Source organism: Roseburia sp. 499 (genome assembly GCF_001940225.2).
GTDB lineage: Bacteria > Bacillota > Clostridia > Lachnospirales > Lachnospiraceae > Petralouisia.
The window spans coordinates 517,816-542,898 of sequence record NZ_CP135164.1; the positions used below are offsets into that span (position 1 = coordinate 517,816).

At 38.6% G+C, this 25,083-nt stretch carries 22 protein-coding genes and 1 other annotated feature; of the genes, 21 read left to right on the plus strand and 1 reads right to left on the minus strand.

From position 1 onward, the window contains the following. The first annotated feature begins 49 nt into the window (after nt 1-49). The 5 genes from BIV20_RS02725 (at nt 50) to BIV20_RS02745 (ending at nt 5,337) form a co-directional block, all read left to right on the plus strand. Complete coding sequence (locus tag BIV20_RS02725) at nt 50-1,141, plus strand: FIST signal transduction protein (protein WP_075717828.1); 1,092 nt, start codon at nt 50-52, stop codon at nt 1,139-1,141. 10 nt (nt 1,142-1,151) lie between these two features. Then, nucleotides 1,152-2,126, plus strand: coding sequence for a methyl-accepting chemotaxis protein (locus tag BIV20_RS02730; protein ID WP_075717830.1), 975 nt, complete (start codon nt 1,152-1,154; stop codon nt 2,124-2,126). A gap of 1 nt (nt 2,127) precedes the next feature. Next, the gene (fliB, locus tag BIV20_RS02735; RefSeq protein WP_075717832.1) at nt 2,128-3,276 is read left to right on the plus strand and encodes a flagellin lysine-N-methylase; all 1,149 of its coding nucleotides are present in this window, start codon (nt 2,128-2,130) and stop codon (nt 3,274-3,276) included. Nucleotides 3,277-3,361: 85 nt separating this feature from the next. Continuing rightward, nucleotides 3,362-4,096, plus strand: a complete 735-nt coding sequence (locus BIV20_RS02740; protein WP_075717834.1) for a DUF6062 family protein — start codon at nt 3,362-3,364, stop codon at nt 4,094-4,096. Nucleotides 4,097-4,143: 47 nt separating this feature from the next. Next, nucleotides 4,144-5,337, plus strand: a complete 1,194-nt coding sequence (locus tag BIV20_RS02745; protein ID WP_075717836.1) for a pyridoxal phosphate-dependent aminotransferase — start codon at nt 4,144-4,146, stop codon at nt 5,335-5,337. Between the two features lie 74 nt (nt 5,338-5,411). Here the strand turns inward: BIV20_RS02745 and pta are convergent, their stop codons facing one another. Continuing rightward, nucleotides 5,412-6,401 (minus strand): phosphate acetyltransferase, encoded by a 990-nt coding sequence (pta, locus tag BIV20_RS02750; RefSeq protein ID WP_075718212.1) that lies wholly within the window; start codon nt 6,399-6,401, stop codon nt 5,412-5,414. Nucleotides 6,402-6,730: 329 nt separating this feature from the next. Between pta and BIV20_RS02755 the strand changes: the two genes are divergently transcribed. The 16 genes from BIV20_RS02755 to BIV20_RS02830 all read left to right on the plus strand — a co-directional run bounded on the left by BIV20_RS02755 (nt 6,731) and on the right by BIV20_RS02830 (nt 25,070). Then, nucleotides 6,731-7,531, plus strand: a complete 801-nt coding sequence (locus BIV20_RS02755) for a lysophospholipid acyltransferase family protein (protein WP_075717838.1) — start codon at nt 6,731-6,733, stop codon at nt 7,529-7,531. After that, the gene (locus BIV20_RS02760; protein ID WP_075717840.1) at nt 7,524-8,369 is read left to right on the plus strand and encodes a glycosyltransferase; all 846 of its coding nucleotides are present in this window, start codon (nt 7,524-7,526) and stop codon (nt 8,367-8,369) included. The genes BIV20_RS02755 and BIV20_RS02760 overlap by 8 nt, the downstream gene beginning before the upstream one ends. Further along, on the plus strand, nt 8,366-10,135 hold the full coding sequence (locus BIV20_RS02765) for a glycosyltransferase (protein ID WP_158024897.1): 1,770 nt from the start codon (nt 8,366-8,368) through the stop codon (nt 10,133-10,135). Before BIV20_RS02760 ends, BIV20_RS02765 begins: the two co-directional genes overlap by 4 nt. A gap of 212 nt (nt 10,136-10,347) precedes the next feature. After that, nucleotides 10,348-14,151, plus strand: a complete 3,804-nt coding sequence (locus tag BIV20_RS02770) for an efflux RND transporter permease subunit (RefSeq protein ID WP_075717842.1) — start codon at nt 10,348-10,350, stop codon at nt 14,149-14,151. Then, the gene (locus BIV20_RS02775; protein WP_075717844.1) at nt 14,151-14,789 is read left to right on the plus strand and encodes a TetR/AcrR family transcriptional regulator; all 639 of its coding nucleotides are present in this window, start codon (nt 14,151-14,153) and stop codon (nt 14,787-14,789) included. Before BIV20_RS02770 ends, BIV20_RS02775 begins: the two co-directional genes overlap by 1 nt. A gap of 55 nt (nt 14,790-14,844) precedes the next feature. Further along, nucleotides 14,845-15,063, plus strand: a binding site (T-box leader). A gap of 52 nt (nt 15,064-15,115) precedes the next feature. Beyond that, complete coding sequence (locus BIV20_RS02780) at nt 15,116-17,764, plus strand: valine--tRNA ligase (RefSeq protein WP_075717846.1); 2,649 nt, start codon at nt 15,116-15,118, stop codon at nt 17,762-17,764. 170 nt (nt 17,765-17,934) lie between these two features. Then, the gene (locus tag BIV20_RS02785) at nt 17,935-19,293 is read left to right on the plus strand and encodes a DUF342 domain-containing protein (RefSeq protein WP_075717848.1); all 1,359 of its coding nucleotides are present in this window, start codon (nt 17,935-17,937) and stop codon (nt 19,291-19,293) included. Nucleotides 19,294-19,370: 77 nt separating this feature from the next. Further along, a complete protein-coding gene (locus tag BIV20_RS02790; RefSeq protein WP_075717850.1) occupies nt 19,371-20,684 on the plus strand; it encodes a bifunctional folylpolyglutamate synthase/dihydrofolate synthase in 1,314 nt (437 codons plus the stop codon). Further along, entirely contained in the window at nt 20,677-20,820 is a 144-nt protein-coding gene (locus BIV20_RS02795) for a hypothetical protein (protein ID WP_192848861.1), read from the plus strand. The genes BIV20_RS02790 and BIV20_RS02795 overlap by 8 nt, the downstream gene beginning before the upstream one ends. 23 nt (nt 20,821-20,843) lie before the next feature. Beyond that, entirely contained in the window at nt 20,844-22,175 is a 1,332-nt protein-coding gene (locus BIV20_RS02800; RefSeq protein ID WP_083655071.1) for a tetratricopeptide repeat protein, read from the plus strand. An 81-nt stretch (nt 22,176-22,256) separates the two neighbouring features. Further along, nucleotides 22,257-22,565 carry an STAS domain-containing protein gene (locus BIV20_RS02805; RefSeq protein WP_075717854.1) on the plus strand — a complete coding sequence of 103 codons (309 nt, stop codon included), beginning with the start codon at nt 22,257-22,259 and terminating at the stop codon, nt 22,563-22,565. A 21-nt stretch (nt 22,566-22,586) separates the two neighbouring features. After that, on the plus strand, nt 22,587-23,018 hold the full coding sequence (gene spoIIAB, locus BIV20_RS02810; protein WP_075717856.1) for an anti-sigma F factor: 432 nt from the start codon (nt 22,587-22,589) through the stop codon (nt 23,016-23,018). 4 nt (nt 23,019-23,022) lie between these two features. Next, nucleotides 23,023-23,778 (plus strand): SigF/SigG family RNA polymerase sporulation sigma factor, encoded by a 756-nt coding sequence (locus tag BIV20_RS02815; RefSeq protein ID WP_330554408.1) that lies wholly within the window; start codon nt 23,023-23,025, stop codon nt 23,776-23,778. Between the two features lie 78 nt (nt 23,779-23,856). After that, a complete protein-coding gene (locus BIV20_RS02820) occupies nt 23,857-24,015 on the plus strand; it encodes a hypothetical protein (protein ID WP_158024898.1) in 159 nt (52 codons plus the stop codon). Next, entirely contained in the window at nt 24,005-24,655 is a 651-nt protein-coding gene (locus tag BIV20_RS02825) for a stage V sporulation protein AA (RefSeq protein WP_075717858.1), read from the plus strand. The genes BIV20_RS02820 and BIV20_RS02825 overlap by 11 nt, the downstream gene beginning before the upstream one ends. Continuing rightward, nucleotides 24,642-25,070 (plus strand): stage V sporulation protein AB, encoded by a 429-nt coding sequence (locus BIV20_RS02830; RefSeq protein WP_242939771.1) that lies wholly within the window; start codon nt 24,642-24,644, stop codon nt 25,068-25,070. Before BIV20_RS02825 ends, BIV20_RS02830 begins: the two co-directional genes overlap by 14 nt. Nucleotides 25,071-25,083: the final 13 nt, after the last annotated feature.

Consider the following 25,083-nt stretch of genomic DNA (forward strand, 5'->3'; position numbering starts at 1 on the left):
TATAGTAGACAGAAGTATATTTGAATTATCATGCATAGGAGGAAGCAATATGAAGTCATTTATTGGAGTGGGGACAGGAAATGCAAAAAATGCTGTGCAGGAAGCAACTCGAGGATTAGATTCACCGGAGGCAATTATTTTTATTGCACCTTTTGATATAATGGGAGAGGTTGCTGCGTTGTTGAAAGAGCAGTATCCGCAGACGCCATCGATAGGAACAATAGGAACAAAACTTGTGAATGGACAGGTAAGTGATAAGAATGTGTCGGTTTTAGGTTTATTTTCCGATGCGAAAATAAGATGTGGAGTAATCGAACATATCAGTGAGTGTCCGGTTACATCTATAAGGGAAGTTGAGAAAAAGATTGCAGAGGTATCGGCGGGAAGAGAAGATACGGTATGTATTGAATACTGTACCGGAGAAGAGGAAAAACTGGTAACTACTTTTACATCCTGTTTGGAAAAAAAGGGTATTCAGTTGGCAGGAGGAACTGTTTTCGGAGTACCGGAAGGAGAGGAGCCTGTAGTAGCATATAACGGAAAGCTTTATAAGAATGCCTGTGTATATGCAATTATTAAGAATACAACCGGAAGAGTAAAGGTTTATAAAGAAAATATCTATAAGAAACAGCCGTCCAATATTCATCATTTTGCAACCAAGGTTGATACTTCAAGAAAGGCATTGATAGAACTGGATGGAAAACCAGCAGCAGAGGTTTATAGCAGAGAACTTGAAATACCAAAGGAAAAAATTGTAGATAACGTACTGAAGAATCCAATGGGACGTGCGGTAGGGGAAGAAGTATTTATTTCTTCTATGATGAGCATGGAGCCAAATGGAGCATTAGTGAACTATAAGCGTATTAACAAGAATGACTGTATTTATTTTCTGGCGTTGGGGGATTATCAGGAGATAGAGCGTGAGACCAGAGAACAGATTAAAGGGGATATGAGACAAGTTTCACTGGTATTGTCTATTGACTGTATTTACCGATATTTGCTTTATGATGGAGAAGGATATTTCACTACCTATGCAAAGGATATGGCATCTCTTGGAAATCACATGGGAGTTGTTGGCGGTGGAGAACAGTATAATAACCAGCATGTAAATCAGACTATGGTATGTGCTGTGTTTGAATAGGAGGAACAATATGTTTGGAAAGAAAAAGACAGAAGAAAGACAGGAAGTAAGAAGTGAATTCCAGGCGAGAAAAAGAGGAAAGATACGGGAATATTTAGACTCCATGTCATATCTGAGTAAATTTGTAATAGAGAAAAAAGAAGCTTTGGTAGAGGAAGAGGCTAAGGCAGTAAGTGAGATTGACAAGGTGAAAGATTCCTATAATGAAGTAATTGAGAATAATGCAAAGGTCAGTGAATCTATTGATGCGTTTGAAACAGAGTTTGCAAGAATTGGAGAAATGTCCGGAGAGTTTAAAGGTGTGATTCAGAATGTTACAGAGGTATCTCGTGGGGCATTACAGGATATTCAAGATTTAAAGGATAGCTCTACCAAGGTGGAAGGACAGTTTGAAGAAATTGCAAAAATATATGATGAATTTCAGCAGAGATTTGATGAAATCAAGGCAACTATGATGAATATTGTAGGGGTTGCAAATCAGACGAATCTTCTGGCATTGAATGCATCTATTGAAGCGGCGCGAGCAGGGGAGCATGGAAAGGGATTTGCGGTAGTTGCAGATGAGGTCACTAGTCTTTCCATTGGAATCAAAGAACTGGTCGGTGATGTAAATAAAAGTATGGAAGGACTTCAGGTAAGTTCCGAGAAGCTTACCAAATCCTTAGAGGATGCCAAAGAAGCTTTAAATATGTCAAAAGAGCAGATGAACAATACAGAGAATATATTTAACGAGATTAATGAATCTGTTTCCGGTGTGGAAGATGTTCAGCAAGGAATTAACGAAGTGGTAGAGCGTTGTTCCGGTCAGGTGACAGATATCCAGCGCGATATGGAGTCTTATGAAAATCAGTATGGACAGGTTATGGTAAATATCGATGGATTAAAGAGCCTTATGACACAGAAGGGATTCATTTATGAAGATATTACTAATATGATGGAGCAGGCGGAACCATTAATCCAGAAAATATCCGCTGAAGTGGAGTAGTATGCAGATTACATATCCGGATTATTATAAAAAATTTTCCTGTACGGCAGATAAGTGTAAAGACACTTGCTGTGCGGGATGGGGGATTGTAATAGATGACAATACCTTAAAGAAATATCGTCGGGTAAAAGGCGCATTTGGCAAGCGTCTGCGGCAGGAAATTGACTGGAGGGAAAAGTCTTTCTGTCAAAATGCAGGCAGATGCGCTTTTTTGAACCATCAGAATCTTTGTGATATTTATACAGAATTAGGAGAACAGGCATTTTGTGACACCTGTCGACGTTATCCAAGACATATAGAAGAGTTTGAGAATCTGCGAGAGATTTCCTTATCGCTTTCCTGTCCGGAAGTGGCTGAGATTATACTAAGCTGTCAGGAAAAGGTACGTTTTCTGACGAAGGAAAAGAAAGGCGCAGAGGAGACGTATGAAGAATTTGACTTCTTCTTGTTTGATAAGTTAATGGATGCCAGAAGTTTTATTTTGGAGGTATTACAGAATCGTGACTATTCGATAGAACATAGAATAGGAATTGTGCTTGGCTTTACTCATGACCTACAAAGGAGAATTCGTAATCAGGAAATTTTTCAAATAGATGAGTTGATTGAGAAATATCAGACTAAGGGTGCTTTAGAGCGGATGCAAAGAGAATTAGAAAGTTATCGGGAAAGTACCAGAGAAAAGATTCTTCTAATGGATGAGATGATGGAAGCATTGAACCGACTGGAAGTGTTAAATCAGCAATTCCCCGCGTGGGTACAAGAGTCCAGACGAATTTTGTATGAGCGGGGAAATATCTGGTATCAGTCTCAAATGCAATTTTTTCGAGAAAAAGTACCAGAGTATCGAATCATTTTAGAACAATTAATGGTGTACTTTGTATTTACCTATTTTTGCGGAGCGGTATATGATGAAAATGCCTATACCAAGATGAAAATGGCAGTAATAAGTACGCTGTTTCTTCGAGAATGGATGATGGCGGTCTGGATAAAAAAAGGAAAACAGCTGGAGTTTTCCGAAATTGTGGAGCTTAGTTATCGTTACTCCAGGGAATTGGAGCATTCTGATTTGAATCTAAACACCATGGAAGAAATGTTAGGGAAAGATTCGCTGTTTTCTATGAAAAATTTGTTTACTGTTCTTATGAATTAAGCTTGCTCTAATTCCTTCTTTTTTATCCCCATTATAAAACTTTTGTGTTAAAATAGCGATAGATATTTTGAAAAGGGGGAAGAACATGAAAGAAAAGCTATATACCATTCCCATTCAGGATGCATTTTCGAAAGACTGTGAGTGTCCGGTCTGTGAAATGTATCGTAAACTTGAGGAAAATGCCATCAACTATAACATTGGTCCCGGAGCCAGTTATATGGAGGAGGACATACGGGAGCAAAGCGACAAAGAGGGATTTTGCCAAAAACATTTAAAACTGTTATATGAATATAATAATAAGCTGGGACTTGCTATGATGTTGAAGACTCATATGGATCGCACCATAAAGGAACTGGAAAAGTTCTCGAAGACTTCTCTGCCTCAGCCGAATTCTATGTTTAAGAAAAAGGAAGTGCAGTCTCATCCGATTACAGATTATATTGCAAAGTCAGAAGAGGAATGTTTTGTGTGCGGTTATATCAATCAGACCTTTGAAAGCTATATTATGACCATATTTTATTTGTACGAGAGAGAGGAAGAATTTAGAGAACAGTTTGCTTCCTCTAAGGGATTTTGTATCAATCACTATAAGATTCTGTTTGAACAGGCGCCAAGATATTTAAATAAGAAGTATCTGGAAACATTTTTAAACACATTAAATCAGATATTTATGGAGAACTTTAAGCGTGTAAGAGATGATTTGGAATGGTTTATCCGAAAGAATGATTACCGTTATAAGGAGGAGCCATGGAAGAACGGAAGAGACGCATTGCCACGAGCATTGACGAAAGTGGGGAGTATCTGGAACGGAGAAGAATAGTGTGATATCATATATTATTAAGATAGGGAAGTTACAGGAGGCTTACAATGATTAATCAGATGTACAAAGATATGTTAAACGGAAAATCTATTATCAGACAGCAGTCTGAGTTCGCAACAGAATTAGGAAAAAAAATCGGATATGAAAATGTATTTGATTATAGTCTTGGAAATCCAAGTGTTCCGGTGCATGAAGCATATACGAAAACCATGCATCATTTACTGGACACCTTAAGTCCTGCAGAATTGCATGGTTACAGCCCATCTCTGGGAAATACAGAAGTACGTACCAAGGTGGCGGCAAGTCTGAAGCAGAGATTTGGTCTGGATTATGAAACAAAGCATATTTTCATGACCAGCGGAGCAGCAGGTGCACTTGCTCATGCATTGCGTTGTGTGACTCAGCCGGGAGATGAAGTCATTACCTTTGCACCATTCTTTCCGGAATATTGTGAATATGTGGGAAAGACGGGAGCAGTTCTTAAAGTGGTACCGGCGAATACAAAAGATTTCCAGATTAATTTTGAAGCGTTTGAAGAGATGATGAATGAGAAGGTCCAGGCAGTTTTGATTAATACACCGAATAATCCGTCTGGTATTGCTTACTCAGAAGAAACGATTCTTAAGCTGACAGAAATTATGGATAAAAAACAGAAGGAATATGGACATGACATCTTCCTTATCAGCGACGAACCTTATCGTGAAATTGTATTTGATGGAAAAGCAAGCGTTTATCCAAGTAAATACTATGATAATTCACTTTCCTGTTATTCCTTCTCCAAGAGTCTTAGTCTTCCGGGAGAAAGAATTGGTTACATTGCGGTTAATCCGAAAGCAACAGATGCGGATATCATTGCGGTAATCTGTGGTCAGATTAGCCGTGGAATCGGTCACAATTGTCCTTCTTCCAGTGTACAGCTTGCGGTGGCAGAAGTATTGGATAAGACCAGTGATTTATCTGTTTATGAGGAAAATATGAATCTTATTTATGATGAACTGGTAAAACTGGGATTTACAGTAGTAAGGCCGGGGGGAACCTTCTATATCTTTCCGAAAGCGTTGGAAGAGGATGCAAATGCATTTTGCATGAAAGCAAGAAAATATAATTTGATTTTAGTGCCAAGTGACAGCTTTGGAGTGCCGGGGTATTTCAGAATGTCATATTGCATTGATACCGAGAAGGTAGTACGTAGCTTAAAGGCGTTGGAGCAGTTTGTAAAAGAAGAGTACGGAGTGAAATAGAAAATTGTGATTATAAAAAACAGCGTGAATTAGATTTTGAGTGCTAATTCACGCTGTTTTATGTTTATGTACGATTAGTCTTCTACTAATGCAGCAGTAATAATTGCCATAGAATAAACTTCTTCCGCATTGCATCCACGGGATAAGTCATTGATAGGAGCATTCAGTCCTAACAAGATTGGTCCGTATGCATCGAAGTTACCAAGACGCTGTGCAATCTTGTATCCAATGTTACCAGCGTTGATATCTGGGAATACAAATACATTTGCATGACCTGCAACTTCATTGCCAGGGCATTTTGTCTTTGCAACACGAGGAGATACGGCAGCATCGAACTGTAATTCTCCGGAAATTGGAAGATCAGGTCTTAATGCTTTTGCTTTTTCAGCCGCATTACGCATCTTATCTACATCTTCGCCTTTTCCGGAACCAAGAGTAGAATAGCTTAAGAAAGCAACTTTCGGATCGATACCGAAAATTTTACCACAGTCAGCAGCTTCGGAAGCGATTTCTGCTAATTCATCTTCGTTTGGCTTAATATTGATTGCGCAATCAGCCATTGCCAGTACTTCATTTTCACCGGTTGCAGATGGACGTACCAGAATAAAACAGGAAGATACAATGTTGTGTCCGGGTTTCGTTTTTATTAACTGTAAAGCAGGACGAACAGTATCAGCGGTAGAGTAGGTTGCACCACCTAATAAAGAGTCAGCAACACCCATCTTTACCAACATGGTTCCAAAGTAATTTCCCTGCTTTAAGATTTTGCGAGCTTCCTCAGGCTGTACATTCTTGCTCTTACGAAGTTCGCAGAACAAGTCTACCATTTCATCCATTTTTTCATAATTTTCCGGGTCAATGATTTGAGCGCCACGGATATTGTAACCTAAGTCTTCGCCAGCCTTTTCCACTACTTCAGGTTTACCAATTAAGATTGGTGTTAAGAAGTTAGATGCCAACAGACGAGAAGCTGCTTCTAAGATTCGTGGGTCAGATCCTTCTGTGAAAACAATTTTTTTGGGGCTCTTTTTTAGTTTATCAATCATCATGCCAAAGCCTTGCATATTCATAGTAACTTTCCTCCTAATTCTAAAGAATTATTTTTACTCTAAATATAATTTACCACGTTTCAAATTTTTTTCAACGGATAGAGTGTACAAAAAGAAGAACAGAAGCCCATTTTTTTGTTTTTTTTTGAAAACAGTTCTTCTTATTGAGAAAAATAAGCGAATATAATTTTTTGTTTTCATAAAGGGTGGAATATGGTATTATAGTAATAGTTTTTCTACATGCTGTAAAAATAAATCACATGACGTAGAGATGAAAACTACATGGTGCGGTTGACAATACCGCTATGCGATGATAGAATAGAGTGATTGAAAAAGAGGATGCTATGGAAAAGGAACAAAAAGTAATTTATTATAGTGATGAATTGAATGATGAGTTTTCCGGTGATAACATTGTAACGAAGCGAATTGACGGGGAATATCGGTATACCAGAAATAGAGTTCTGGATAAGATTTGTCATATATTTTTTTACCGTATTATAGCAATACCACTGGCATTTTTGTATATGAAGATTCATTTTCGTCATAAAATAGTTAATAGGAAAGTATTAAAGCAGATGCGTGGAAAGAGATGTTACATATATGGAAACCACACACATTTTTTAGCAGATGCGTTAATTCCTACAATGGTTAGTTTTCCTAAGAAAATTTCAGTTATTGTGCATCCGAATAATGTATCCATGCCCGTGTTGGGAAGAATTACACCTTATTTGGGAGCGTTGCCTCTTCCGGATGAGAAGCAGGCATGTAAGCACTTTGTAGAAGCAATAGGTCAGATTATGAAAAAAAATGGATGGATTATGATATATCCGGAGGCACATATTTGGCCTTTTTATACAGATATAAGGCCGTTCAAGGACACCTCTTTCCGATATCCGGTACAGTATCAGACACCTGTTTTTAGTTTGACAAACACTTATCAGAAGAGACGTTTTTCAAAGAATCCTCGGATTGTTACATATATTGATGGACCTTTTTATCCGGACCGGACAAAAGTATCAAAGGAACAAAAATTACAACTGAGGAATCAAGTGTATGAAAGTATGAAGGAAAGAGCGAAGCAAAATAATGTGGAGCTTGTCAGATATATAAAGGTAGAAAAGAAAAAGGAAGAAAAAGATGATTAATATACTTTTTTCAGGAAATGCAGGAGTATTTGATGGAATATTGACGTGCATGTTGTCTATATTTAAAAGGACGGACACCAAAGAGCCGTTTCGTTTCTTTGTATATACCATGGATGTGACTAGAATCAAGCCGGAGTATCAGGCAATTAGCGACAGGCAGATAGCATTTTTAAATGAAATAGCACAAGAATATAATTTGGAAAATAAGGTAATTAAGGTAGATGTGAAAGAGTTGTATGAGAGGGAATTTGGTGGGTGTCCTAACGAGCAAGCCTATTGTTCTCCTTATACGTTGCTCCGTCTGTTTGCGGATATAGTGGAAGGAATGCCGGATAAGCTGTTATATCTGGATGTAGATATTTTGTTTAACAGAGATATCACGCTTTTATATGAAATAGATGTTTCGGGATATGAGTATGCAGCAGCAAGAGACCATTATGGGAAATATTTACTCAATCCTAATTATATCAATGCGGGAGTGTTACTCTTTAATATGGAAAAAATAAGAGAAACCGGATTGCTGGAAAAGTCAAGGAAGCTGATTAAAGAGAAAAAACTGACTTTTGCAGATCAGAGTGCAGTTTACCGGAGTACCACAAAAAAGAAAATGCTGCCTCAGAGGTTTAACGATCAGAAATTTTTACATAAACACACCGTGGTAAGGCATTTTTCAAAAAGACTATTTTATCTGCCTTATCCTCATACTGCAAATGTCAAACAGTGGAAGGTAAGTGATATTCATAGGATATTCCGGTACTATGTGTTTGATGATATTTTATTTGAGTATATTTATTTGAAGAAAAAATACGAAAAGGAATGGATGGGAGATTACAAATGAACAGTAATAAAATAATACCAATATTTTTTGCATGTGATGATAATTTTGTAAAATATACGATGGTATCCATGCGTTCTATCATGGATAATGCATCTAGAGATTACAAGTATGTGGTACACATTTTGAATACAAATATTAGTGATGAAATGAAAAAAGCTGTTATGGATATGACAGAGGAAAATTTTGAAATTCGTTTTGAGGATGTGACAGGTTATTTGACGTCTATTAGTGACAAACTGCCTCTTCGAGATTATTATTCCAAGACAACGTATTTCAGAATGTTTATTGCAGAGATGTTTCCGGAATATGAGAAGGCAATCTATATTGATAGCGATACCATAGTGAATGGGGATATTTCAGAACTGTATCTTCATGACTTGAAGGATAACTATGTAGGAGCAGCAAATGAACAGGTAATGATTCAGGAAAACGTATATGGAGAGTATGTGGAAAAAGTGCTGGGAATTGACAGATACCATTATTTCAATGCGGGACTTCTGTTGATTAACTGTGAACAGTTCCGAAAAAATCATGTGTTAGACCAGTTTGTTGACTTGCTTCATACCTATAATTTTGTAGTTACGCAGGATGAGGATTATCTGAATCTTATCTGTAAAGATAGGGTGCTGTGGTTAGAACAACCATGGAACACAGAGGTGTTTGGTGAAATTGCTTATCCGGAAAGTGAATTTAAGATGATTCATTATATTATGGTTTCTAAGCCATGGCACTATGAAGGAGCAAAGTATTCCGAACATTTTTGGCGCTATGCGAAAGAAACAGCTGTTTATGATGAAATTAAAGAAGTGCTTGCTAATTATACAGATGAACAGCGAGAAGAGGATGCAGCTTCCTGTGACCGGTTGCTTCAGATGGCAAAAGATGAAATTGCAAAGGAAAACAATTATCTGAATTTGTTAAAGAGAGGACAGTTAAAGTCAAAGGAACGTTTGGAGGTATTGGATAAAATCGCAAAGTTGGAGCGAGAAGGAAGATTTGACGAGGATGTGGAGGAAGATCCACCAACCCGTGAACTTCAGCCGGAGGAAATTGATTATCTGCGAAAAAAGGTGAAAAGTAAGATAAAGACAAGACTTACTTATAAAGTTGCAAGAAAGTTTATGAATCATTTGCTTGATAGTAAACAGTTAATTATCAAGGAAATAAAAGGGATTGAGAATTTCTGTAACTTAGAAAGTGGAGCAATTATTACCTGTAATCATTTTAATGCATATGACAGTTTTGCAATGCAGATTGCGTATGAGAGTTCCGGGCATAAAAAGAGAAAGTTTTATCGTGTAATTCGAGAAGGAAATTATACGAACTTTCCGGGCTTCTATGGAATGCTTATGAGAAATTGTAATACATTTCCGTTGAGTTCTAATTTCAAAACCATGGAGAAATTTATGAAATCCATGGATATTGTATTACAGAAAGGAAATTTTGTATTGATTTATCCGGAGCAGAGTATGTGGTGGAATTACAGAAAGCCGAAGCCATTGAAAAAGGGTGCGTATACCTTTGCAGCAAGAAACAATGTACCGGTACTACCATGTTTTATTACCATGGAGGACAGTGATATTCTTGGAGAAGATGGTTTTTATGTACAAGAATATACAATCCATATCGGAGAGCCAATTTATCCTGATAAAAATAAATCAAGGGCTGAAAATGTAGAAGAAATGCGCCAGAAAAACGCAGACCTCTGGAAAAAGATATATGAGGAAAATTATAAAGAAGAATTGAGATACAGTTGTAATGCATAACTAAATTCCGCACTGTGATGCCCCCAGAAGTTAGATTTTAGAATTTGACTTTTGGGGGCATTTCACTTGCCCGCAAACTCTTTTTTATAATAATTTTATACTTTTTTTATTGTATTATGGATGAGAATCTGTTTATAATGAAACCAGAACTGACCAGTCGGTCGGGAAAATACGAAACAGAAAAAAGTATGAAAAACGGAGGATGAAAGGTAATGTCAAGATTCAGTGTGAAGAAGCCCTATACCGTAATTGTAGGGATTGTGCTGGTAATTATACTTGGTATTGTATCATTGAGTAAAATGAGTACAGATTTATTGCCAAGTATGAATATGCCCTATGCAATTGTAATCACAAGTTATGCCGGAGCCAGTCCGGAACAGGTGGAACGTGTGGTAACGGAGCCGGTAGAAAGTGCTATGGCAAGTACTTCGAATATTAAAAATATTAGTTCACGTTCTGCGAATAACATGTCCATGGTTATTCTGGAGTTTGAGCAGACCGCAAATATGGATTCCGTTACCGTAGAGATGCGGGAAAGTCTGGATCAGATTAAGGGATATTGGCCGGACGAAGTGGGAAATCCTATTATTATGAAGATTAATCCGGACATGATGCCGATTATGATTGCGGCAGTAGATGTGGAAGGAATGGATACCCTTGCGTTAAGCGACTATACAAATGATGAGTTGATTGCAGAACTGGAAAGCGTTGAGGGAGTTGCTTCGGTGTCTGCTACCGGTACCATTGAAGAGTCGATTCAAGTTACCTTAAAGCAAGATAAAATAGATGCGATAAATGAAAAGATTGTGGCATCTTTGGATGAAAAATTTTCTGATGCAGAAAGCCAGATGGATTCTGCAAAAAATGAGATAGAAAGTGGAAAAGATAAGCTCTCCAGTGGTCAGGATGAAATGGCAGGGCAGATCAGTGATGCTCAAAATCAGTTAAATGACAAGAAACTGGAGTTGATCCAAACAGAGGCAGATTTAAATGTTAAGTTAGCAGAATTACAGCAGACCAAAAGTAGCACAGAAGCTGGAATTGCTGCGTTGCAAGAAGCACAGCAACAGGTGCAGACTCTGATTGGTACGAAGAGTCAGTTGACTGCCGCAATTACAGGTATGCAGCAGGCAGGGCAGGATACTACAGAACTAGAAGCAAACCTGGCTCAACTAGAAGCAGGTCTGGTAGCAGTTAAGGGGCAGATGGCGGCACAGGAAGGAAGCACGTTATCTGTAAATGCTTCCGATGAAGAACTGACAGCATATATTGCATCTGCTCTTACACAGGCACAACAGGGACTGATACAGATTAACGGTGGAATTGTTACCATACAGACAGCCCTTGAAAATATTGCAGCCGGAAAAACAACCATTAATGAAACACTTGCCACATTGAATGAAAGCCAGATTGCAGGTGTGATTGAAATGGGAAGTGCTTCTGCACAGTTAGCAGGTGGAGAACAGAAGTTAGAAGAATCCCAGAAGGAATTTGAGAATCAAAAAGAAGAGGCATATGATTCTGCAGATTTAAATAATATTCTTACCATGGATACGTTAAGCGGAATACTGACTGCACAGAACTTCTCTATGCCGGCAGGTTATATTAACGAAAATGGTGTTCAGTACATGGTTCGCGTAGGAGATGCTGTTGACAGTATAGATGCATTAAAGGACATGGTATTGATGGACCTTGGCATGGATGGTGTGGATACCATACATTTATCTGATGTAGCTGAGATTGAGGTAGTAGATGATTCTACAGAGTCTTATGCAAAGGTAGATGGGAATGCGGGAGTTATGCTTTCTATCGAAAAACAGACCGGATATTCTACCGGAGATGTAACAGACCGTGTGTATGATAAGATTGAATCTATGCAGAAAAGTAACAAGGACCTGCATGTATCTGTTTTGATGGATCAGGGAATTTACATTGATATGATTGTAGATTCTGTATTAAATAATATGATTTATGGAGCAATATTGGCAGTTATTATTCTGATGTTGTTCTTAAAGGATATTAAGCCAACATTGGTAATTGCTGTATCCATTCCGATTTCTGTTATTTTTGCAATCGTGTTGATGTATTTCAGCGGAGTTACTCTGAATATGATTTCCTTATCCGGTCTGGCATTGGGAATTGGTATGCTGGTGGACAACTCTATAGTAGTAATTGAAAATATTTATCGTATGAGAAGTGAAGGAGTACCGGCAAGAAAAGCGGCAGTCGAGGGAGCAAAGCAGGTAAGCGGTGCGATAGCAGCTTCTACATTGACTACCATATGTGTATTCGCACCAATTGTATTTACAGAAGGAATCACAAGACAGTTATTTGTTGATATGGGACTGACCATTGCCTATGCATTGTTGGCAAGTTTGATTGTAGCCTTGACCTTTGTACCAATGATGGGCTCTAAAATATTGAAAAAGACAAAGGATATCAAGCATCCGTGGTTTGACAAATTCCAGGATGTATATGGAAAAGTACTAGGAAAATTGTTATATGTAAAACCATTGGTACTGCTGGTAATGGTAGCTTTATTGGTAGTAAGTGCGTATGCTTCTGTTTCTAAGGGAACAGCTTTCTTCCCGGATATGGAAAGTACACAGATGACAGTAACCATAACGCCACCGGATGATTATGAGTTTGAAGAAATCTGTGAATTGGCAGATAAAGTAACTGAGAAGATTCAAGAAATTGAAGATGTGGAATCCATAGGAGCCATGGCAGGCGGCGGAAACATGATATCAATGGGTGACAGCAGTGATGATCAGGTGACTTTATACCTGATTTTGAAGGAAGATAAAAAACACAGCAATGAGGAAATTGCAGCAATGGTTACGGAAAAGACCAAGGATATGGATGGAGAAATTGCTGCCAATGCATCCTCCATGGATATGACATCTATGATGGGAGAAGGACTTTCTATTCAGATAAAGGGAAGGGATTTGGATACTTTACAGAGTATTGCAAAGGATGTAGCTGAAATTGTAGAAAAGGTAGAAGGAACGGCAGAGGTATCAGATGGTCTGGAAGAAACTACACCGGAGTTTCGAGTTACCGTTGATAAGGAAAAAGCCGCAAAATATGGAATGACAGTAGCACAGATTTACCAGCTGGTGTATGCACAAATGGAAAATACAACAGCAGATGCTACCATTTCTACAGATATTAAGGATTATGATGTATATCTGGAATCAGTAGAACAGAGTACCGCAAGTATTGACAGTATTAAAAATCTGACCTTTACTTATACAGATAAGGAAACCGGTGATGAAACGGAAATTCCGCTCGGTGATGTGGCAGAATTTGAGGAAACCGAAGGCTTAAGTACCATTAGCCGTGATGGACAGCAGCGTTATATTAATGTTACAGCAGCTATTGCAGATGGTTATAATGTAGGTTTAGTGGGAAGTGATGTAAAAGAAGCTATAGAAAAATATGAGTGCCCAGAGGGATATTCCATGAAAATGGAAGGAGAAGACGAGATGATTAATGAGTCAATGGAACAGTTGATGCTAATGCTGATACTTGCCGTTGCGTTTATCTATCTCATAATGGTAGCACAGTTCCAGTCATTAAAGGCGCCATTTATTATCCTGTTTACGATTCCACTGGCATTGACCGGAGGATTCTTGGCATTGTTCGTTACCAATAATGAAATTAGTATCATTGCCATGATTGGATTTATTATGCTGGCAGGTATTATTGTAAATAATGGTATTGTGATGGTAGACTATATTAATCAGCTTCGGCGAGCAGGAATGGAGAAAAAGGAAGCAATCATTGCAGCAGGAAAAGCTCGTATCCGTCCTATTTTGATGACAGCAATGACTACTATTTTAGCAATGTCCACTACTGCATTCGGAAGTGATATGGGTTCAGATATGTCCAGACCTATGGCAATCGTAACTATCGGTGGTATGATATATGGAACACTGATGACATTGGTAGTAGTGCCATGTATTTATGACTTATTCTATAGTAATAAGAGTATGGTAGAGGAAGAGATATAATGGGAAGTGTAATGGAAAGTTATGAAAAAGAACCTTGGGCGGAGGAATATCCGCCTAAGGTAAAGGCAATGTTTGAGGCCGTATTGGAACTGTTTGAATCTGGAAGGGGACTAAGTAGCCTGACTGTATCTGAAATTACCGCAAAGGCAGGTATCGGAAAAGGAACAGCATATGAGTATTTTTCCAGCAAAGAAGAGATTATTGCCGGTGCCTTAAATTATGAAGCCAAAAAGCATATAAAAATAGTAAACAATCTGATAGAAGAGGAACGTAACTTTAGAGAAATCCTAATGACAGGATTCGATATTATGGATTCTGTTTTTGAAAAACAAAGAGGTTTTGCTTTAATTCTTAGAATTGTTCGCGATGATACCATAAATGGCGGAAATGTGCTGACAGAAATAGAAAAGCATAAGTGTAACTTTGATATGGTAAAAGATATGATAAATCGAGTTGCGGAAATTGCAAGAAAAGAAAACCTAATTCGAGAAACAGATGAGTATAGAGTACAAAGCGCCATTATCTCTCAAGTGGCAGAATATGCTATTTTTGTTATGCATCAGAGAGTGTATCAGGACATAGATAAACAGGTGGCAAAGGAAACAGCGTATGAAAATATATTGAAGATGTTGAATTAAAAAAGAAAAAAACTTGACAATTCAAAACTTACCTCTTAATATATAAAATATATTTTAAAAGGTAGTGAGAAAGAGGAGTACACAACCACCCTTGAAAGAGAGAATGGTTCACCGGCTGAAAGACCGTTTAAAGTAGGAGTTGTGGAAGGTAGCTTTTGAACCGGAAGGCTGAATTTGCAGTAGGCTTTCACGATTAATCCCCGTTACAGGATAAGAGATATGTATTACTTGTAGTGCATAAATAAAGGTGGTACCGCGAATTTTCGCCCTTTACTGGATTTCCAGTAAAGGGCGTTTTTAGTTTAAGAAGAAAAGGAGAGAACAACATGAGCAAAGAACTTGCAAAGACCTATGATCCAAAAGACATAGAAGACCGTCTCTATCAGAAATGGGAAGAGAATAAATATTTCCACGCAGAAGTGGACAGAAGTAAGAAACCATTTACGATTATGATGCCTCCACCAAACATTACCGGACAGCTTCACATGGGCCACGCATTGGATAACACCATGCAGGATATTTTAATCCGTTATAAGAGAATGCAAGGCTACAATGCGTTGTGGCAACCGGGAACTGACCATGCTGCCATTGCAACAGAAGTAAAGGTGATTCAGTCACTGAAGGAACAGGGAATTGATAAGGTAGAACTTGGAAGAGAAGGATTTTTAGAGAAAGCCTGGGAGTGGAGAGAAGAATACGGTGGACGTATTGTAAAACAGTTGCGCAAAATGGGTTCTTCTGCTGATTGGGACAGAGAGCGTTTTACTATGGACGAAGGATGTTCCAAAGCAGTACAGGAAGTATTTATTAAATTATATGAAAAAGGATATATTTACAAAGGTTCTCGTATTGTAAACTGGTGTCCGGTATGTAAGACGTCTATTTCAGATGCAGAGGTGGAACATGAAGAAAAGGACGGATTTTTCTGGCATATTAACTATCCGGTAAAGGGAGAAGAAGGAAGATTCGTAGAAATCGCAACCACTAGACCGGAAACATTATTAGGTGATACTGCAGTAGCAGTAAATCCGGATGATGAAAGATACAAGGATATTGTAGGAAAAACATTGATTCTGCCATTAGTAGGAAGAGAGATTCCGGTTGTTGCGGATAGTTATGTAGATAAAGAATTCGGAACCGGATGTGTTAAGATTACACCGGCTCATGACCCTAACGACTTTGAAGTTGGAAAACGTCATAATCTGCCGGAAATTAATGTATTAAATGATGATGCTACTATCAACAAAAATGGCGGAAAATACGAAGGTATGGATCGTTACGAAGCCAGAAAGCTTATAGTAAAAGAATTAGAGGAGCAGGGCTTATTAGTAAAGGTAGTACCACATTCTCATCATGTAGGAACTCATGACAGATGTAAAACAACGGTAGAGCCAATGATAAAGCAGCAGTGGTTCGTAAAAATGGATGAGTTGATTAAGCCGGCAGTAGAGGCAGTAAAAAATGGTGACATCAAATTACTTCCGGAGCGTATGGATAAGACATATTTCAACTGGACAGACAATATTCGCGACTGGTGTATTTCCAGACAGCTGTGGTGGGGACATCGAATTCCGGCATATTACTGTGATGAGTGTGGTGAATTTGTGGTAGCAAGAGAGAATCCGGGTAAGTGTCCAAAATGTGGATGTACGCATATGACACAGGATCCGGATACATTGGATACATGGTTTTCTTCTGCACTGTGGCCTTTCGCTACATTAGGATGGCCGGACAAAACAGAGGACCTTGACTACTTCTATCCAAATGATGTACTGGTAACCGGATACGACATTATTTTCTTCTGGGTTATTCGTATGATTTTCTCAGGTTATGAGCAGATGGGAGAAGCACCATTTAAGACAGTATTGTTCCATGGTCTGGTAAGGGACTCCGAGGGACGTAAGATGAGTAAATCTCTTGGAAACGGTATTGACCCATTAGAGGTAATTGATAAATACGGTGCAGATGCCTTAAGACTTACGCTGATTACCGGAAATGCGCCGGGAAATGATATGCGTTTCTACTGGGAGCGTGTAGAGGCATCTCGTAACTTTGCAAATAAGGTATGGAATGCATCCCGTTTCATTATGATGAATATCGGAGATGAAAAATTAACAGCACCATCTCTGGATGCACTTGCACCGGAGGATAAGTGGATTTTATCCCGTGTCAATACTTTGGCAAAAGATGTTACAGAAAACATGGATAAATTCGAACTGGGAATTGCAGTTCAGAAGGTATATGATTTTATATGGGATGAATTCTGTGATTGGTATATTGAAATTGCAAAGACCAGAACCTTCAAAAAGGAAGAAGACCCGGAATCTGCAAAGGTTGCAATGTGGACATTAAAGACTGTATTGATTCAGGGATTGAAACTGCTTCATCCGTATATGCCATTTATTACAGAGGAAATCTTCTGTACTCTGCAGGATGAGGAAGAGACCATTATGTTATCCAAGTGGCCGGAATATACTGAAGAGTGGAATTTTCCAGCAGAGGAAGAGGCAGTAGAGCATGTGAAGGATTTGGTAAAGGGAATCCGTAATACCAGAACTGCCATGGAAGTTCCGCCAAGCAGAAAGGCAAAAGTATTCATTGTTACAGAAGATAAAATACTTCAGGATACTTTTGAGAGCATGAAGAGTGCCTATGCTGTGCTTGCAAGTGCCAGTGAAATTATGGTACAGGCAGATAAGGATGGAATTGGTGAAGATGCAGTATCTGTTGTAATTCCGGGAGCAGTAGTATATCTGCCATTAGAAGATTTGGTAGATTTTGAAAAAGAAAAGGAACGTCTGCTGAAAGAAAAAGACAAGCTGGCGAAAGAATTGGCACGTTCTAAGGGAATGCTTTCCAACGAGAAGTTTTTAAGCAAGGCACCGGAAGCAAAAGTAAAGGAAGAAAAAGACAAGCTGGCAAAATATGAGCAGATGATGGCTCAGGTAGAAGAGCGTCTGGCACAGATGAAATAGTTGATATAGAGACAAAAGGAACCGTTATATGAGAAAAAATCATATGCGGTTTCTTTTTTTGCTGACAATATTCGTCAAAATATTACAAAATGATTGAAAAACCTCTTGAAAATTGGTAATATAAGATATATAACCTTATTTTACTAGTAAACGTGATAGGAGGGAAACAGATGGCAGCATCAAAAGAGCCACAGGTAAAAATCAGTGAAGACGAAATGCAGGCATTTCTTTATATAGCGGATGAAATAAAAGATGATTATGACAATGAGGAAGCTGTCCGTCGGTTTTTAAGTGAAAAGGGAGTTAACTCTGGCATCATAGAGGAAAATTTGAGAGAGTTGCTGGAGAAACAATTGTATGGCCGAGAGATACTTATTGCGGAGGGAACACAGCCGCAAAACGGCGTAGACGGATATTATGAATATAAATTTAATTTAGATTATAGTAAGAAGCCAAAGATACGTCCGGATGGAACGGTAGATTATTGGAGTATCAAAATGTTGGAAACAGTAGAGGAAGGCCAGGTCATTGCAGTATACCATAAGGCATATCAGGGAACAGATGGTATGAATGTAAAGGGCAAAATTGTATTGGCAAAACGTGGAAGAGACCAGGTACCTTTACGAGGAAAAGGATTTGAACGTTCTGAAGATGGAAACATTTATACGGCGTTAGTCAATGGAAAAATTGAAATGATGAATGGCAGAATCACGATACTTCCGGTTTATGAAGTAAGTGGTGATGTAGACTTGTCTGTTGGAAATATTGACTTCAGAGGAGACGTAATTATTCATGGAGGTGTTTGTTCCGGAGTCAGTATCAAGGCAACAGGAACCATCACCATTGACGGTATTGTAGAGGGCGCACAAATTGAGGCAGGCAAGGACGTGGTATTAAGAAGCGGTGTCATGGGCGCATCCAGAGCAAGTATTACTAGCCGAGGAAATATTACCGCAAAGTTTTTTGAGTATACCAGAGTGCATGCCAATGGTTCTATTCAGGCGGATGTATTTTTAAACTGCAAGGTTTCCTGCGGCGGAAGTATTCTTCTGGATGGGAAAAAAGCAAGTATCGTCGGCGGAGACGTATGGGCAATAGAGAGTATTTCTGTAGATACTTTAGGAAGTGACGGAGAGGTAAAGACAAAGGTTCGAATCGGAAATGATGCAGCTGTTATGCGTCGTATCTCTGTTTTAAAGAATAAGATAGAAGTAGAACAGGAGAACTTGAGTAAAATCGAAGAGGGATTGAAGGTTTTACAGGATGTGAAGAATGATCCACGTCGGACTGAGTTATTACGTGTAAAGATTCGTGACAGTGCATTGTTGGCAGACGATACAGCAGAGTTGAATAAGTTGGAAAATCAGATAGAACGTGCACGGGGCGGAAATATTTCCGTGAAAGGTAAGGTATATCCAGGAGTATGTGTAGAGATGGATGAGTTACGCGTTGTTGTACGAGAAGAACAGGAACGGTTAGAATTTGTCAAAAATCCAGATAAGATTGTGATGTGTCAGTTAGAGTCATAAGAAACTGTCGAAAAAACAATACAAAATATGCTTGCATAAAATCACCACTTCTTTATAATTAGAAGTGGTGATTTTTTATGAGAACATACGAAGAGATAATAGAAGCAATAGCGGAGATACCGAAGTTTACAACGAAGCATCCGTTAGCACATACAAAGGCTTTTTTAGAGCGTCTGGGGAATCCTCAGAATCAGTTTAAAGTGATACATGTAGCTGGTAGTAATGGCAAGGGAAGTGTTTGTGCGTGCATTGCCAGTGTTTTGGGAAAAAGTGGAAAACGCACCGGATTGTTTATTTCCCCGCATTTGGTGGATATAGAAGAGCGGTTCGTGATAGACGGGAAGCAATGTGCCAGAGAGGATTTTGTTCAGGCAGTAGAAATTGTTCAATCAGTAGTAAAACAGATGGAACAGGAAGGGATTCCGCATCCATCTTATTTTGAATACCTTTTTGCTGTGGGAATGGTGATTTTTCAGAAAAAAAACGTAGAGTATGCAGTATTAGAGACGGGGCTTGGAGGAAGATTGGATGCTACTAACGTGATAGAACATCCATTGCTCACTGTAATTACATCCATCAGCTTGGAACATACAGAGATTTTAGGAGATACCATCGAAAAAATAGCAGCAGAAAAGGCAGGTATTTTGAAGCCGGGAGTTCCTATCGTATATGATGCTTCCAATGAAAAGGCAGCGGAGGTAATTAAGCAGCGGGCAGAACAGTTGAATTGTAAAAGGTTTCCGGTATATCCGGAGAAAATTAAAATTTTATTAAACACTGGGAAAAAGATTGATTTTTCCTATGAATCTAGGTATGATGTTACTGAAGTGCAAATTCCCTTTGGAGCACCTTATCAGGCAAGGAATGCTGCAGTAGCATTAATGGCCGCAAATTGTCTTCAGGAAACAGAAAATATTTCAAATGAAGCAATTCGTGAAGGAATGTGCAAAGTACAGTGGAAGGGAAGAATGCAGGAAGCGCAAGAGGATATTTATTTTGATGGTGCACATAATGCAGACGGTATTCAGTGCTTTTTGCAGGCGGTGAAGGAGATTTCCAAAGAACCGGCTATTTTGCTCTTTTCCATGGTGCAGGAAAAGGATTATAATAAGGCAATCAGAGAATTATTGACTGATGGAAAATGGGAGAAGATTTTTGTGACGACTATTTCCGATGCCAGAGGAATTCCTGCAAAAAAATTAAAACAGGTGTTTGAACAGGAAGCACTTGCAACGAATCAGAATATACAGATAACAGAGATAGATTATGTAGAGAAAGCCTTTGCAGAGGCAGTGAAAGCGAAAAAGAAAGGGCAGAAGCTGTTTTGTGCAGGGTCATTGTATCTCATTGGAGAATTAGAACAGCTAACAGGAGGTATGAAAGATGCTTAATTTTGAAGAAGAATTGAAGAAGTTTAAACCAAGTCTTGAAGTGGAAGAGGCTGAGGATGCGATATATGACAGAGACCTTACCGATATGACGGATATTATGCAGGAAATTATCAAAGAAGCAAGAGAACAAAGATAGACGAGACGGTGAGGAAGGTAAATATGGATTCTTATAACAAAATTATTCGTATATCCAATTTGTTATACAATATTGGATTGGAAAAGGCAAAGGTACGTGACTTGTCCGGAGCAGCAGAGAGTTTGCGGAAGAGTTTACGTTTTTATAAAGCAAATATACAAGCAAGAAACTTATTGGGATTGGTGTATTTTGAAATGGGAGAAACGGTTGACGCCTTAAGTGAATGGGTAATTAGCCGTAGTCTTCAGCCGGAAGATAATATTGCAGAGCAATATTTGGAATCGATTCAGTCCAATCGGGCGAAATTGAATACAATCAATCAGACCATAAAGAAATATAATCAGGCATTGCTCTATTGTCAGCAGGGAAGTCAGGATTTAGCGATTATACAGTTGAAAAAAGTGCTTTCGTTAAATCCGAATCTGATAAAGGGACATCAATTATTAGCACTTCTTTATATGCAGGTGGGAAGATTTGACCAAGCAAAAAAGGAGCTGCGTGCAGCAGGCAGAATAGATGCTAATAATACCCTTACTTTGCGTTACTTAAAGGAGGTAAATCTACAGCTTCATGGAGAACAGCCTTCACAGAAGAATAGTCGTAAAGAGAAGGAAGAACAGATTGCATATCAAAGCGGGAATGAGACGATTATTCAGCCGGCTAATTTTAAAGATAATTCGGGAATTATGACAATTCTTAATATTGTCATAGGAATTGTGATAGGTGTAGCCATTACCTTTTTCCTGATTATGCCAAGTATTCGGCAGAATGCAACTTCAGATGCCAAGAAGTCTGAGGTAGAAGCGAATAATAACTTGAGTACTAAGAACCAGGAGATTAAGAAGTTAGAGAGTCAGATAGAGGATTTGAATAACCAGATTGCAAGTTTGCAACAGAAGGAAGAGGCAGCGCAGCAGGTAACAAATACCTATGATAAGTTGATAGAAGGATATCATGCATTTGCGCAGGAGGATATGGAAGGCGCAGGAAATGTGTTGGCAGAGGTAAATCCGGACTTATTATCAGAGAGTGCACGGAATGTTTACAATGAAGTAAATGGGAAGGTAAACGAGCAGTATATTGCAAGTGTGTACGAAAAGGGTGAAAGTGCGTATAATAACCAGAATTACGAGGAAGCAGTGGCAGAGTTGGAAAAGGTAGTACAGATAGAAGAAGATTATGATGATGGAAATGCAATCTATTATCTGGCTCAGTCTTATCGTAAACTGGAAGATACAGAAAATGCTAAGAAGTATTATCAGAGAATGGTAGAACTTCATCCGGGAACGGAAAGAGCCAGAACTTCTCAGAACTATTTGGATGAAATGTCTGAGGAGCCTGCAACAGAAGAATAAAAATTTCAGAAACATACAAAAGACGTCATGAAGAGTGATTCATGGCGTCTTTTTTTATCAATGCAAGAAAGGAAGAAAAATATGGAACATAAGTATGAAAGAGATTATGGGTGTCTGATTTTGAAAATGCCCAGAGAACTGGATCATCACCAAGCGGAATTTTTGAAAGAGGAGGCAGATGGCTTGATTATGAAGTATCCCGTACGAAGTCTGGTATTTGATTTTTCAGATACGCAGTTTATGGACAGTTCCGGAATTGGAGTAATTATAGGAAGATGCAAAAATGTACGGTTTTCCGGTGGGTATGTAAAGGCAGTTCATTTAAATGAACAGATTCAGAGAATTTTTAAATTATCCGGATTAATGAAAATTATAGAAATTGACAAATAGAGGGATCGTAAGGAGGATTATATGGAATATTTAAAGAATGAAATGAAGATGGAATTTCAAGCAGTATCTTCCAACGAAGGATTTGCAAGAGTGGCAGTGGGGGCTTTTATTGCAGAATTGAATCCTACGGTGGACGAGCTTGCAGATATAAAAACTGCGGTCAGTGAAGCGGTAACGAATTGTATTATTCATGGATATGAACAAAGGGGGGGGAGTATCTGGATTCAATGTCGAATCGAAGGAAATCAAATAGAAATATCCGTTACTGATACCGGAAGAGGTATTCGGGATGTAGAACAGGCGAAAGAACCATTGTTTACAACGAAACCGGAGTTGGAACGTTCCGGGATGGGATTTGCATTTATGGAGGCATTTATGGACGAGCTAGAGGTATTGTCCAAATTAGGAGAAGGAACTTGTGTGATAATGCGTAAAACCATAGGACAGGGGTGAAGGAGTGGAGCTGCTGAAAGAGAAGCCAGAACAGAAAAAGTCCAAGGATGAACAGGTGAAGGAACTGCTAGAACTGGCTCACAGCGGAGATAAAGTTGCAAGAGATACTATGGTAAAAGAAAATATAGGATTAATCTGGAGCATTGTGCGAAGATTTTCCAATCGTGGATATGAAGTGGAGGATTTGTTTCAAATTGGAAGTATAGGATTAATGAAAGCCATTGATAAGTTTGATACTTCATTTGAGGTAAAGTTTTCCACTTATGCCGTACCTATGATAACAGGAGAAATCAAACGTTTCCTAAGGGATGATGGGTTGATTAAGGTAAGCCGAAGCCTGAAAGAAAATGGAGCAAAGGTAAAACAGGCAAGAGAACGGCTTCAGGCAGAACGAGGACGGGATGTTACCCTGCAGGAACTGGCAGAAGAGACTGGGATAGAACGAGAAGAAATTGTTATGGCATTAGAGGCAAATGGAGAAGTAGAATCTATTTATAAGACCTATGCCCCGGAAGATGGAAAGGAAACTTGTCTGGCAGACCGACTTCCGCAGGAAAAGGACAGCCATGAAGTACTTATTAATCACATGCTATTAGAGCAACTGTTAGAAGAACTGGAGGTAGAAGAGCGACAATTAATAAAAATGCGTTATTTTGAAGAGTGTACTCAGATGCAGGTGGCAGAGGCAATGGGAATTAGTCAGGTGCAGGTGAGCCGGATGGAGAAAAAAATTCTGCTGTCCATGCGCAAAAAGTTATAAAAAGAAATAAAAAGAAACGTATAAATACGAAAAGTCATGGCATACTACTTTCGAAAGAATGAAAAAGGAAGTGAGTAAATGAGCCATACAAAAATTTATCGATTATGCCTTCTATCAGTGGTGATACTTACCATTATAGGAGGTATTTTTTATTATGTTAATTATGTAGAAAACGAGACAGCGATAAGAGAAGGAACGTTGGTGCAGAATCAGGAGTGGGTAGAATATGGCATCTAATTCAGATACATTGTATATAAAAATTGAGCAGAACGTTCTGGTAAAAGAACCAAATGTTGTTTTAAAAGATATTGCAAAAATCACATCCACCAATCGAGAAATGGTAAATAAGCTAAAGACCATGAAGGTATATCAGTTTCATACACCGGCAAATCAGGATAAGAAGAAAAAGCAGAGTGAAGTTTTTTCCATTTTGAAGATTATTGAACTCATTGGAAAAGAATATCCCAATGTAGATATTCAGAATATGGGAGAAAAAGATTTTATTATAGAGTATGAGCCGGTTCCGGAAATAAAGTGGAAACAATGTTTTAAGGTTGCTATCTTATGTGTATTTACTTTTTTTGGTTCTGCATTTACCATTATGACTTTTAATAATGACGTAGGGGTGGGGGAGGTTTTTTTGGATTTCTATCAACAGGTAATGGGAAGACCTTCCGATGGTTTTACTATTTTGGAAATAAGCTATGCAATAGGTCTTTCTCTTGGAATTTTGATATTTTTTAATCATATGGGACGAAAGAAGATTACTCATGATCCGACTCCGATTCAGGTGGAAATGCGTACTTATGAAAAGGATATAGACACTACTTTTATACAAAACTGTGGCAGAAAAGGAACGAACAATGATGTGGATTAAAGAAGTGTTTTTGGCACTTGTCGGACTGGCATCCGGTTTCGCAGTGTCAGCAGGTGTATTCGCATTTATCATATCGGTAGGTGTAATTCCGAGAATGATTGGAAAGACCCAGACGGTGAAAGATGTCCTGATTTATGAGACAATCATTTTACTAGGTGGAACCTTTGGAAATCTGTTTTCTCTGTTTCAATGGAATGTACCGTTGGGAATACCCTTATTGGTGCTGTTCGGAGTATCTGCCGGAGTATTTACCGGGTGTCTGGCAGTGGCATTGGCAGAGATTTTAAATTCCTTTCCCATTATGTTTCGAAGGTTGCGGATTAAGGAAGGACTTGGATGGATGCTATTTTTTATGGCGATGGGAAAGACCTTTGGTTCGTTATATTTTTATGCAAATCATATGCAGAAATTCTAGAAAAGAAAGTGAG